Source organism: Leifsonia sp. 563, from assembly GCF_040545055.1.
GTDB lineage: Bacteria > Actinomycetota > Actinomycetes > Actinomycetales > Microbacteriaceae > Leifsonia.
The window spans coordinates 970,114-983,663 of sequence record NZ_JBEPLE010000001.1 but is presented as its reverse complement, the minus strand read 5'-3'; the positions used below and the strand labels follow the sequence as shown (position 1 = coordinate 983,663).

The 13,550-nt window shown below is 72.3% G+C and carries 4 protein-coding genes; 3 read left to right on the top strand and 1 reads right to left on the bottom strand.

Annotated elements, in window-relative coordinates; genetic code table 11:
- The first annotated feature begins 1 nt into the window (after position 1).
- The 3 genes from ABIC47_RS04765 to ABIC47_RS04755 all read left to right on the top strand — a co-directional run bounded on the left by ABIC47_RS04765 (position 2) and on the right by ABIC47_RS04755 (position 10,367).
- The gene (locus tag ABIC47_RS04765) at positions 2 to 1,849 is read left to right on the top strand and encodes an ABC transporter ATP-binding protein (RefSeq protein ID WP_354477746.1); all 1,848 of its coding nucleotides are present in this window, start codon (positions 2 to 4) and stop codon (positions 1,847 to 1,849) included.
- A complete protein-coding gene (locus ABIC47_RS04760; protein ID WP_354477743.1) occupies positions 1,846 to 2,637 on the top strand; it encodes an energy-coupling factor transporter transmembrane component T in 792 nt (263 codons plus the stop codon). The genes ABIC47_RS04765 and ABIC47_RS04760 overlap by 4 nt, the downstream gene beginning before the upstream one ends.
- Before the next feature lie 179 nt (positions 2,638 to 2,816).
- Positions 2,817 to 10,367, top strand: coding sequence for a DUF5979 domain-containing protein (locus ABIC47_RS04755; protein WP_354477740.1), 7,551 nt, complete (start codon positions 2,817 to 2,819; stop codon positions 10,365 to 10,367).
- Between the two features lie 978 nt (positions 10,368 to 11,345).
- Here the strand turns inward: ABIC47_RS04755 and ABIC47_RS04750 are convergent.
- A complete protein-coding gene (locus tag ABIC47_RS04750) occupies positions 11,346 to 13,541 on the bottom strand; it encodes a sigma-70 family RNA polymerase sigma factor (protein WP_354477737.1) in 2,196 nt (731 codons plus the stop codon).
- Positions 13,542 to 13,550 lie beyond the last annotated feature (9 nt).

The window sequence follows — 13,550 nt, the reverse complement described above, 5'->3', positions numbered from 1 at the left end:
CGTGGGCGATCGGAGGTCCGTGGACGCCGTTCCGTCCGCATCCGGCGCCCCCGCATCCACCCCCGTGCTCGCTGCGGAGGCGCGCGGCGTTCGGGTGCGGCACGACGGAGCCGCCGCCTGGACCCCTGACGGCATCGACGTCACCGTCGCGCCGGGGGAGGTGCTGCTCGTCCTCGGGCCGAGCGGATGCGGCAAGTCGACCTTCGCGCTGACCCTCAACGGACTCGTGCCGCACGCCGTCCCGGCCGATGTCGAGGGGAGCGTCCGGGTCGGCGGTGTGCTGACGCGGGACGCGACGGTCGCCGCGCTGAGCGAGCACACCGGCATGGTGTTCCAGGACCCGGATGCGCAGCTCGTCGCGCGCACGGTGCTGGACGAGGTGTGCTTCGGACCGGAGAACCGTCTGCTCCCGGTCGCCGAGGTCGAAGCCCGGGCTGAGTCGGCGCTCCGGGCCGTCGGCCTGTGGGAGCGCCGCGACGACGACCCCGACACGCTCTCCGGCGGAGGGCGTCAGCGGCTGGCGATCGCCTGCGCGCTGGCGCTCGACGCCCCGCTGCTCGTGCTCGACGAGCCGACCTCCAACCTCGACCCCGCGGGCGCGGAGGAGGTCTACCGTCTGCTCGGACGCCTGACGGCCGCGGGGTCGACGCGGTCGGTGGTGCTGATCGAGCACGATCTGGACCTGGCGCTCCCGATCGCCGACACCGTCCTCGTGCTCGACGCGGCGGGCCGTCCGTTCGCGTACGGTCCGTCGCGGGAGCTGATCCGCGACCGCGCCGAGGAGCTGAACGAGCTCGGCGTCTGGCTGCCCACCGCGACGATCGCGGCCCTGCGACTGCGCGCGGCCGGCATCCCCCTCGACCCGCTGCCCCTCACGGCCTCCGACCTCACCCGCGCCCTCTCCTCAGCCCCCGTCCCCCCACCGTCGAGTACGCAAACTTTGTACGCTGACGCGCCGGATCGTGTGCAATTCGTGCGTACTCGACGGCGGGCGGAGTCCCCCGAGGGCGAGGAGCACGAGGGCGAGGGGCACGAGGGGGATGAGCACGGGGCGGCGGTTCGCGTCGAGGGGCTGACGGTGCGGCGCGGGCGGCGGACCGTGCTGGAGGATGTGTCGCTGCGCGTCGGACGCGGGGAGTTCGTCGCGGTCGTCGGGCCGAACGGCGCGGGCAAGACCACGCTCGTGCAGGCGATCGCCGGGGTCGCGCGCGCCCCGCGCTCGACCATCGACGTTCTCGGGCTCGACCCGGCGCGGGCGTCCGTCCAGGCACTGCGCGAGACCGTCGGGTTCGTCTTCCAGAACCCCGAGCACCAGTTCGTCACGCACACGGTCGAGGACGAGCTGGCGTTCGGGCTGCGGCAGCGTCGCCTGCCCACGGCAGAGATCGCGGACCGAGTGGATGCGATGCTCGCGGTCCTGGGGCTCGCCGACCGCCGTTCGGCGCATCCCTTCCTCCTCTCCGGCGGGCAGAAGCGCCGCCTGTCGGTGGGCACGGCGCTCATCGAGGGAGCGCCGGTGCTCGTGCTCGACGAGCCGACCTTCGGCCAGGACCGCGCCCGCGCGACCGAGCTGCTCGACCTCCTCGCCGAGCTCAACCGCAGCGGCACCACCGTGATCGCCGTGACGCACGATCTCGGGCTGATCGGCGAGTACGCCTCGCATGTGGCGATCGTCGCGGACGGCCGGCTGCCCGTCGTGGGCGAGACGGCCCGCATCCTCGGCGAACCTGCGCTGCTCGAATCGCACGGACTCCGTCAGCCCGTCCTGGCGCGCGCCCTCGCGGACCCCGCCGTTCCCGAACCCCTGCGCGGCCTCACCCGGCTCGCCGACCTCCCCGCCGCCCGATGACCGCGACAGCCACCGCACCGCGTCTCGCGGAACGCCCACCCGGCTTCCTCGCGCGCCTGAACCCGCTCGCGAAGGTCGCCGCGGTCGTCCCCGCGTGGATCGGGCTGCTCGTCACCCGGGACGCGGTCGTGCCGCTGGTCCTCCTCCTCACGGCGGTCGTCCTCCTGCTGGTCGGCGCCAGGCTCTCACCTCGGGCGCTCGTGTTGCTCCTGCTCGGACTGCCGGCCGGCGTGCTCCTGACGGCGATCGGTTTCGGCCTGTGGGCCGAACCGGGCAGGTCCGCGGACGCGACCGTCCTCGTCGCGGTCGGCTCGTACGAATTCACGGTCGGCGCGCTGGTCGTCGGTCTGACGACCGCGCTGCGAATCGCCGCGATCCTCGCGCTGGCACTCGTCGGCGGCCTCACGACGAGCGGACCCGACCTCGCCCGCGCCCTCACCGCGCAGCTGCGTGTCCCGTACCGGTTCGCGTACACCGCGGTCGCGGCCTACCGGTTCGTGCCGCTCTTCGCCTCCGAGCTGGCCGCGATCCGTCGCGCGATGCGGGTGCGCGGCGTCGCACCCGGCCGCGGACCGGTCGCCGCCGTGCGCCGGGCCTCCGCGATGGTGGTGCCGCTGCTCGCCTCCAGCATCCGTCACGCCGACCGGGTCGCGCTCACCATGGAGTCCCGCGCGTTCGGTGCCCATCCGCGCCGCACCGAACGCACCCCACCCCAGTGGCGCGTGCGGGACACGGTGTTCGTCGTCGCCCTGTGGGTGCTCACCGCGGCGGTGCTCGTCCTGCGCTGACCCGCTGACCCGACTGTTCTGCCCCCAGTACAGGGGAATACGGCCCTCCAGCAGGGTGAAGCCGGGGTGAAAAACGCTCAGCTGCGTCCCCGATTCCGAAAGACTCCGGCAGTACCCGACGCGTCGCGTGTTCCCGCACCCTCGCGATCTCCCGACTGTTCTGCCCGAAGGACCACGTCTTGCTTACCCGACTCCGTTCGTTGTTCCTGCCTGCCCGCGGTGCCCACGCCCGCCGCCGTACGCTCCGCGCTCCGGCCAGTGTGGCCGCGGGCATCGTGCTCGCCCTGATCGGCGCGGTGGCCGTCGGCGCTCCCGCGGCCAACGCCGACGACCTCGGCTCGGGTGTGCTCAACCTCTCCAAGACGGCGAACGTCACGGAGGTCACCCCCGGCCAGAGCTTCCTCTACACGCTCAACTACGGCTGCTCGTCCACGACGACGGGATGCGTCAACGCGGTGCTGACCGACCCCGTCCCCGCGCCGCTGCAGATCGTGGGCAAGCCGACCGTCGTCGGAGCGGGCAGCGCCACCACGACGGTCAGCGGAAACACCGTCACGGTCGCCTTCGCCGACAGCGTCCCGAACACCGTCCCGGCGAGCACGGGTCTCGCCGCGGGCACGACCGGGTCGGTGCAGATCCAGGTCACCATGCCGCAGAACGTGGACAAGTCCCTCGACGGCACGCAGCTGACCAACAACGCGACCTTCACGGCGACGAACGCGTCGACCGTCAGCGGCTCCGTGCCGGTGACCGTGCACGTCCCGGATGTGATCACCGCGTCCGTGTCGAAGACCTGGACGCCCGGCTCGACCCAGTACAACCCGGGCGAGACTTCCCAGGTCGCTCTGACCGTCGCGAACACATCCAACATCCCCGCCACCAGCCTGACGATCGCCGAGCCGGCCGATCCGTCCGCCGCCGGCAACACCTTCGAGTTCTACGACCTCGCGGGCTTCGGCGCCGTGACCTTCCCCGCGGGAGCCGACCAGGTCCAGGTCATCGCGCTCACCGCGGGCGGCCCGGTCGATGGACCGGTCGGCGCGACCCCGCAGCTGTCCTCCGAGGTGCAGCCGGGTGACGTCACGGGCCTCCGCTTCGTGTTCTCGTCGAGCACCGGCGACACCATCGAGGCCGGCGGCACCGCCGGATCGGTCGCCCTCAGCCTGGTCCAGCGCGCGACCGGCCGCACCGGAGGCGCGAGCCTGGTAACCGGCGGAACGCGCACCAACCAGGTCGGCGCGACCGTCAGCACGTCGAGTGGAGACGGACAGGCGCCCCTCGCCTCCGCCCAGCAGATCGTCGCCCCGCTCACCGTCTCGGTCTCGGCCGACAAGTCGTTCGTCGACCCGCAGATCCCCGCGGGCGACTCGTCCGTGGCCACCGTCACCGCCAAGAACACCTCGACCGGACCGCTCACCAGCCTGACGGTGACCGAGCCGGGCTCCGGCACCTTCTTCACGAACAAGGTGACCTTCGGAGGCTTCACCTCTGCCGCCGCGTGGCCGCAGGGGGCGACCGGCGCCACCATCCACTGGTTCGTCAACTCGGGAACCGCCCCTGCCGATTCCACCGTCGACCAGGCCTCCGGTCTGCCCGGCGCACCGACGCTCAGCGCCGGGCAGTACCTGATCGGCTTCCAGATCGTCTACACCGGTTCGATCGCGCCTGGCGCCACCGCCAGCATCCCCTTCACCGTCAACACGACGACGGATGCGGGACCCGCCGGCTCCGGTTTCGTCACCTACCCGAACACCGCGACGGTCGAGGGCGCCAACCCCGCCGGCACTGCGACCGACACGGCGAACGCCAACCTCGACGTGTACTTCCCCGAGGTCAAGCTCACTCTCGACAAGACCATCACGCCCAGCACGGTCATCCCGGGCGGGACGAGCCTCGTCCAGCTATCGGCGCAGACGCCCACCGGTACCAGCTCCGTCCGGCCCGACACCATCGTGATCACCGAGCCGCAGGACACCGCGAGCGCTCCCTACTGGAACGCCTTCGACGCGACCGCGATCGCTCCGACCAGCGTGCCCTCCGGCTCGAAGCTGACGATCGAGTACACCACCGACGGCACGACGTGGAACACGCTGACCGTCGTCGACGCGACGGCCGCAGCCAAGACGTACTCGGCGACTCTCGACAGCGTGCTGCCGAACGGGACGACGCACTCCGACGTCCGCGGCCTGCGCTTCACCTTCACCGACGCCGACGGCTTCGGTCAGGCGACCAACGTCAAGCCGGCGATCACCTTCACCGCGCGCGGCGAGCTGCGCGACGGCAGCGGCCCGACCAACCCGGGCGCCTACCCGACCGTCACGCCGTACCAGAACTGCGCGGTCAGCCAGGCGTCCGGCACGGTCGCCGGCTCCGGCATCACCAGCCAGCCCGCCGTCGACTGCGACACCGTCGGCGTGCAGGCGACGCAGGGCGGTCCCGGCCCGCTGCTCGCGGCGAAGAGCTGGGACGGCACCAAGGTCGTCCAGGCGCAGTCCGGCACCACCACCGGCGTGACGCTCGGCTGGGGCAGCCAGGTCAGCGGGATGCAGTCGATGACCATCCAGGACCCGGCCGTGCCGAGCCCTATCGGCGGCAGCGTCTTCCAGGCGTTCGACCTGGTCCGCATCGACGCGATCACGCCGACGTCCACCGCGGGCGCGACCCTCGACCCGCAGATCCGCTGGGACAAGGTCTCCAAGGTCGAGCTGTTCGACGGGACGCAGTGGAACGACATCACGTCCGCCGCCTGCCCCACGTCCAACGCCTGTGACGGCGTCTTCCCGGGCTACACGCTCACTGCATCGCAGCGCGCGAGCACCCAGGGCGTGCGTCTGACCGTGATCGAGAGCCCGAACCGCGCCGCGCGCATCCAGTCGACGGGTGACGCGACCGCCCCCGCTGTCGGGAGCGGCGTCGCCAGCGTCAGCGCGAGCGCCCAGCCGAACGGCCGGACCGTGCACCTCGACCTCGCCATCCGCAACACCGTCCGGGGCGGCACGGCCACTGACTGGGTGACCGGCACCCGCACCTACAACCTCGGCGGATCGCCGGGGGCCGTCGACAACACGGTGCGTGTCGGCGCGCAGCCGTTCGTCGGCGACCCGGTCAGCCGTGACGCGAACGACCACGTCACGATCATCGACCCGACGTTCACCACGAAGGTGACGAAGACCGCCTCCCCGCAGACGCTCGTCATCCCGCAGCCCGACGTCCCGGCGTCCGCGTACCCGAGCACCACGTATGCGACGACGGCCACGAACACGTCCACGAGCAAGACCTGGCAGTTGCGCCTCTCCGACCCGACGGAGTGCGTGAACGCCACAACGTCCGACCCGTGCGTGTTCGCGCCCTACGACGCGGCGGCCAACCCGTTCGAGCAGCTGAACCTGACGAAGATCGTGGTCGACCTGAGCCAGGCGCCGGGCGTCCAGACGAGCGCCAGCAGCGTCTCCCTGCTCCACCTGGCGGCGGACGGCAGCACCACGACCCAGACGGTGACGCTCGCGCAGGCCATGGCCCTGACGCCGGCCGACCTCAGCGATGTCGTCGCGGTCAGCGCGCTCCTGCGCGGCACCAACGCCCAGGGCACTGACGGCACCGGCGGCACGATCGCGCCGCAGCAGAAGGTCGGCCTGACGCTGACGGCGCAGCTGCGCAAGACGACCCGCACCGGCGGAACGGCTCCCGTGCCCAGCACGATCCTCAACAACGCGCACGCCACCCTCCACGACGACGTCTACCCGGCCGTGCAGGCCGCCGATGAGCAGGGCGTCATGGTGACGCTGCAGAACGGCAACCTCCAGGTCACGACCGGCAAGACCTTCAACCCGACGAGCACCCTGCAGGCCAACCCGGTCGACCCCATCCAGGTCAACCTGCGCGCCCGTTCGACCGGGACCCTGTCGCCCAAGGTCCTCGTCATCGAGGATGCGGACGACAGCTTCTGGAACGCCTTCACCCTGAAGTCGTTCACGCTGCCCAACACGCCGACCGGCGCCGACCGGGTCCAGGTGGATGCGCGCACGGGTCAGGGCGCGAACGCCCAGTGGCAGTCGGGAACGCCGACCGCGATCGGTTCGGCGGCCCTCCCCGCCGGCGTCGCCGCCGCGGACGTGACCGGCCTGCGATACACCTACACGCGTGCAGACGGTGCCGCCTTCTCCGCTTCGGAGGACAAGGACGACGTCCGGCTGAACGTGTCGCTCCGCGCCACCCTGCGTGACGGCAGCGGCCCGGTGACCTCGACCGTCGTCGCTCAGCCCATGCCGGGCGAGACGGCCGCAGGCACCATCTCCGACACGGTCACCGCCGACGCGTCCTACAACGACGTGCACGCCACCCAGGCGAACGCCAGCGCGACCTTCACCGTCGACCCGGGCACCGCGAAGCTCCAGGTCGAGAAGACCAGCCCGGGTCAGGCGGCCTCCGGACGCGAGGTGAACTGGACCCTGCGGTTCAAGAACAGCGGAACCGGCAGCCTGGCCAACCCCGTCGTCACGGACACCCTGCCGGCGGACGGTTCCTTGCTCTACGTGCCGACCAACGTTCCGACGTTCAGCACCTCCACCGGCGGAACGCTGCCCGTCGACGGCGCGGTGATCACCCGCACCTACGACGCCGCGACCGGCACCATCCGGTTCACCTGGCCGGCCGGTTCGCAGCTCGCGCCCGGAGAGACCTACAGCATCACCATCGGCCTGCAGATCAAGCCGGGACTCGCCCCGGCGAAGACGGCGGTGAACACCTTCGGGGTGTCCACCGACCGCCAGCTCACCGGCGCGAACTGCACCGCACTCAACCCGGGCAACGGGCGCGCCGTGACCTTCGCGGGCAACACCTGCTCGACCAGCAACGTCGTGACGACGCTGTCGCAGGGGTCGTTCACCGCATCCAAGGGCGTCAAGTCGTCCACCGGACAGGCGCAGAACGTCGTCAACCCGGCCCTGCCCTGCACTGCCGACGCGGACGGCTACTACCGGTACCCGTGTGCGGCGGTCAGCGCAATCGGCGCGACCGACGACTGGAAGCTCGAGATGGTCAACGGCGGAAACGTCGCGGCCAAGACGCTGACCGCGGTCGACGTCTTCCCGTACCCGGGCGACACCGGCGTGGTCGACTCGTCGCCTCGCGGCTCCGTCTACTCGCCGAAGTTCCTCGGCGACCTGACCTTCCAGCCGACCGGTGACGCCGCGGGTGCGGTGATGACCTGGTACGTGACGACCGCCGCGAAGCCGTGTGCCGCCGACATCACCCCGGGCTCCTCCTGCCCCACCGGCGCGTGGATCCCGTCGAGCGAGATCGGCTCGACCGTCCAGGCAGCGGATGTGACCGGCGTCAAGATGGTCTTCGACTTCAGCGGCACCGCATCCGGCACCCTCGCGGCCGGCGCCGCCGTGAAGGTCACCTACACGAGCACGAACGTGCCGACCACCACGGCTGGCGACCACCGCGCTCCGGTGAGCGCCCCGGTCACCGCCGTCCGCGCCTGGAACTCGTTCGGCTTCTACCCGACATACGTGTCCGGCTCGCAGCCGGCCGGCCCGCAGGAGCCGATCAAGGCGGGCGTCATCCTCACCGGCGGTCCGCTGCAGATCACCAAGACCGTCACGGGACCGGCGGCGCAGTACGCGCCGACCAGCTTCCAGGCGGATGTCAGCTGCACCATCGGCGGCGTCGCCGTCGGTCTCGCGGCGAACGCGACGGTGACGCTCAGCGCGGCGAACCAGTACACCGCGCGGATCGACGGCATCCCGACCGGCGCCCAGTGCGCGGTCGTGGAACACGGCGCCGATGGCTCCTACGGTGAGGCGAGCCGGACGGTCACGCCCGGCTCGGTCACCATCGCGGCGGCGGACGCCTCGGCTCCCGTGCCGGATGACCAGAAGGTCTCCATCGTCAACGACTACGGGACGACCGACCTGACCGTGACGAAGCACGTGGACACCGCGGCGACGGCCGGCACCTTCGGGCCGTTCGGCGTGAGCGTGGTCTGCACGGCTCCGCTCGGCCAGAGCATCCCGCTCGCCGCCGGTGACGCAGCGTTCACGCTCCAGGATGGCGGGTCGCACACGATCAGCGGTCTCCCGGCGCGCTCCAGCTGCGTCGTGACGGAGACGGATGCGGACGGTGCGGCGGCCTCGCCGAACCACGTCGCGATCTCGGTCGACGGAGCAGCGGCGACCGACGGAACGCAGGCGACGGTGGTGCTCGGCACCGGCCCGCAGGCGACGACCGCGGACATCACCAACCACTACGCGGCAGGCGCCCTCGCGATCGCTAAGATCGTCGACGGCGATGCGGCGGCGGGATACGGCGACGGCCCGTTCACCGTCCACGTCACCTGCGTCTACGCCGGAGACCAGACCCTGTTCGACGGCGACCTCTCCATCGTGGGCGGCCAGACCCTGGCCGTCCCGGGTGTCTACCCGGCGGGCACCGAGTGCTCGGTGGTGGAGACGACCGACGGCGGAGCGACGGGAAGCACCGTGGACTCGCCGACCGTCACCATCCCGGGTGCGACCGACGGCTCCGTGCCGACGGTCACCGTGAGCGTGACCAACACGTTCTCGGCGGGCAGCGTGACGATCGTCAAGCAGCGCGTCGGTGACGGCGTGGCCCGCTACGGTGCCGGTCCGTTCACGGCGCAGCTCGTCTGCACCTGGCAGAAGGACGGCCAGACGCTCACCATCCCGCTGCCGAACGCCGGCCTCGTCACCCTCGACGATGCGAACGGCTACACGGCCACGGTGACCGGGCTCATCCAGCGCGCGCACTGCGACGTGACCGAAACCGCGACGGGCGGGGCGACCGCCGTGTCCATCGCACCGAGCAGCGGCGTCACCGTCCCGGCGGGGGCACCGGCCGAGGTGACGATCACGAACACGTTCGACACCGGATCGCTCGTCATCGACAAGAAGCGGATCGGCGACGGCGTCGCCTCGTTCGGAGCAGGCCCCTTCACCATGCAGGTCACCTGCACGTACGAGGTGGATGGGGTGGTCACCCCGATCGACCTCGGCACCGACGGCACCGTGGTCCTGTCGAAGGCGAACGGCTACTCGGCCACCATCGACGGCCTGATCGCCGGCGCATCCTGCGCCATCGAGGAGACGGACGCCGGGCTGGCGACCGCCACCACGATGGACCCGGCCGACGGCACGGTGACGATCTCGGCTGGCGCCGCAGCGACGGTCACCGTCACCAACCGCTTCGACGTCGGGCATCTGCGGATCGCGAAGACGGCCGACCGGGCGACGGCAGCCGTCGGTGACACGATCGTCTACACGATCACCGTCACCAACGACGGGCAGATCGACGCCAAGGATGTGGCCGTGACCGACCACCTCCCCAGCGGCATCCAGGTGCTCGGCGCCCAGCCCGCGGCGGCGAAGGCGACCGACGGCGAGCTGCACTGGGTGATCCCGGGCATCGCAGCGGGCGAGAAGGCCACCATCACGCTGGCTGCGAAGCTCATCGCGCCGCAGGACACGACCAACCGCGCCAGCGTCGAGACGCCGAACGGCCCGTGGGATCCGTCCACCGGCGACGAGCGGTGCGGTGACGGCGCGACGGCGTGCGCGACTGTGACCGATCCGCCCGTCCACGGGCTGGCGAGCACCGGAAGCGACCTGCTGGGATCGCTGGCCTGGGCGATGACCGCGCTGGCCGCGCTCGTCGCCGGCGCCGGCCTGCTCCTGCTGCGCCGCCGGCCGAGGCTCCGGAAGCGATGAACCAGACCCGATCTGGTCAGCGACCGGCCGAGGGAGAGGCTGGGTAAGCCCTCTCCGTCGCGCGGCGGGGAGGACGGGAACCTCCCCGCCGCACTTATTTTCCGAACCGGCGTCATGATCCGGCCCGTCGGCACTCTCTTAAGCGGGGTCGCTCGACAGGGCCCGCGAGCGCGGCGAATTCGGCCCGCCGCCTCGCGGTGCCGCTCGTGCGGTCGCGGTGGGCCGGGTTTTCCCGGCCCGGTCCACCGCAGCGCGTCCCCGGGAGGCGATCGCGGAGCGGCCGGGCCGCATCCCCCTCCGTTCCGCGCAGCCTGCCCTAACCACGAACGGACGACGCTGCTGCCGGGCGTGTGTGGGAACGGAGGCGATCGTGGGGCGGCCGGGCGGGATGGCCTCCGTTTCGCGCGTCGTGCCCGCGCGTCGCCGCGTATCCCCTCCCTTCTGTTGCAGTCACGAAGGGAGGATGCGGCCACCGGCGTGCCGCCTCGCTGCCGGGAACGGAGGGGATCGCGGGCCGGTCGGGCGGGATGTCCTCCGTTTCGTGTCCGCCGCCGGGGTGGCGGTACGTATCTCCTCTGTTTCTGTTGCAGTCAGGAAGGGAGGATGCGGCGGTCGACGCGCCGCGTCCATGCCGGGAACGGAGGGGGATCGCAGAGCGGTGGGACGGGATGTCCTCCCTTTCGTGTGGGCGGGCAGTGTGGCGGTACGTATCCCCTCCCTTTCCGTTGCCGTCAGGAACGGAGGATGCGGCCGCCGCCGCGCCGCGTCCCCGCGGCGAACGGAGGGGATTGTGGGGCGGCCGGGCGGAATGTCCTCCGTTTCGTGTGGGCGCGCGGTGGCTGTGTGGAGCTCCTCCGTTTCCGGTGCGGTCGGAAAGGGAGGATGCGATGGGCGGCGCGCCGCGCGCACGCGCGAAACGGAGGAGGTTTCGGGGGTTCGGCGGCGGGACGCCTCCGTTATTGGCGGCCGGGACGCGTGTCAGGGGAGGGTGACGGGCACGTCGCTCAGGACGCCGTGACGCGCGTCGGAGAGGTACACGGCGCCGATGCGGTGGTCGCCCGCGGTCCAGCTGTATATCTGAGACGCGTTGCCCGCCGCGTCGAGGGTGAGCGTGTACGGCGTCGACTCGCTGTCGGCCCAGACCTGCACGGTCGAACCGGGGATGCCGTGCACGGTGATCGCGACGGTACCGGGTGACCCCAGGGCGGTGACGGTCGGCACGATCGCCGTCCCGGCAAGCGGCGCGGACTCGGCCGAGACGTTGCCGAGCACGTCCGTCTGCCGCGCCGTGAGGCTGTAGTCGGGGGAGATCGCGATCAGCTCGGGCGACGTCCACGCGCCCTCGGCGTCTGCCGTGACGGTCGCGACAGCCGTGCCGTGGTCGGACACCACGATCGTCGCGCCGGGCTCCGCCGTTCCGGTGAGGATGGGCGCGAGCCGGTCGGCGAGGTCTCCGGTGCCCGTGTCCGCGCTGACGATGACCGGGGGAAGCGCCGTCCGGTCGACGCCGATCCGCACGGACGCCGGCGCCGACGTCAGGCCGCTCCGGGTCTGCGTGACGGAGACGTCCCAGGTGCCGTCCGCGAGTCCGCTCAGGTCGGCGTCGAGGGTCCACGAGCCGTCGGGCGCGACCGTCGCGCCGCCCAGGACGACGGAGGGAGACCCGGCCGGGGAGGCGTCGAGCCGGGTCACCGAGGCCAGGGGCGACCCGGTGACCGCGATGGTGGCGCCCGGTTCGCCGCTTCCGGTCAGGGGGAGGGAGGTCGCGGCGGTCTCGAATCCCGAGGGGAACGTCGAGGCGACGACGGGGGCCGCCGGAGGAACGGCCGGAGGGCTCACGGGGGGAGTGACGGGAGGCTCGACGGCCGGCACCGACGCCGACGGCACCGCCGGCACGGCCGGCACGGCCGGCGGCGCATCGTCCGGCGCCGGACCGGGATCGGGCACTACCGGCGCGGCCGGCGGCGGTGAACTTACGGGCGGCTCCGGCGCGGTGCCGGTCGGCGCACCGGGCGCGTCAGGCGCCGCGGCCGACGGTGCATCCGATGGCTGCGCGACGGTCGCATCCTGTCGAGTGGATGCGAAGAGCTGCGGCCCGAGGACGACCGCGCCGACCACACCGGCCGCCGCCGCCACTCCGACGATGGTCGCCCCGACGCCGAAGGCGGCTCCATGCCCCCCACTCCGAGCCGCGCGCCCAGCACGCGCCGCACCCGCCGCTCCAGCTGAATGGCCGCCAGCACCGCCGCCGCCAGCACCGCCGCCGCCAGCACCGCCGCCACCGCCGCCGCCGCCCCCAGCACCGCCGCCGGCACCAGCACCGCCGCCCCCAGCGATCACCGCGCCCCCGGCCGCACCGCCCGCCGCCACTGCAGCCCCGCGCTGCAGGCTGGCCGCGTACGCCGCGGCCCCGCCCACGCCGAGCAGCAGCGGAAGCAGCACGAGCGTCAGCCGTGAGCCGACGTTCTGCGCCTCCGCCGCCACGATCGAGCACTTGGCGCATTCGGTCAGGTGCCGTTCCAGCCGGGCGGTCTCGCGTTTCCCGAGTCCGCCGCGGCTGTAGGCGCCGAGGCGCTCGGTCGTCCAGCGGCAGTCGGATCCTTCGGGGCTGGCCGAGATGTGCGCCTGGATCCATGCCTGGCGCAGCCCTTCGCGCGCCCGGTACGCCAGCGCCGCCGTGCCGTTCGGGGTCAGCCCGAGCAGGGGCGCAACGGTCGCCGGGCTCATCCCTTCGACCTCGCTGTACCAGAGCACCTCCTGCCAGCGCTGCGGCAGCGAGCGGAACGCGCGGGCGGTGAGCGACCTGTCCAGCGCATCCATGCTGGCCGCCTCGGTCGTCTCCGGGTCTTCGATCGTCGTCGCGTCCTCGATGGGAACGTCGCGGCGGGCGCCGCCCCAGGCCGCTGCGACGTTGCGGATCGTGGTGAAGAGGTACGGCCGGAAGCCGGCGCTCGGTCCGCGTCCGTCCCGCACCGCCTTCAGGATGCGGGCGTAGGCCTCGGCGACGACGTCGTCCGGGTCCTCGGTGCTGAACGACCGGGCCACCGTCCGGCCGGCCGCGGCGTGACGCAGCCACAGCTCGGCGAACGCGTCGTCGTCGCCGGCGCGTGCGGACTCGACGAGGTCCGTGTCCGAACGGTCGGACACGGTCTCCTTCTGGTCGTCGTCGCGCACGCTGTGCTC

What these genes read in the sequence shown, in the direction of transcription:
- ABIC47_RS04760 (WP_354477743.1), top strand. Translation starts at nt 1,846, where the DNA reads ATGACCGCGACAGCCACCGCACCGCGTCTCGCGGAACGCCCACCCGGC.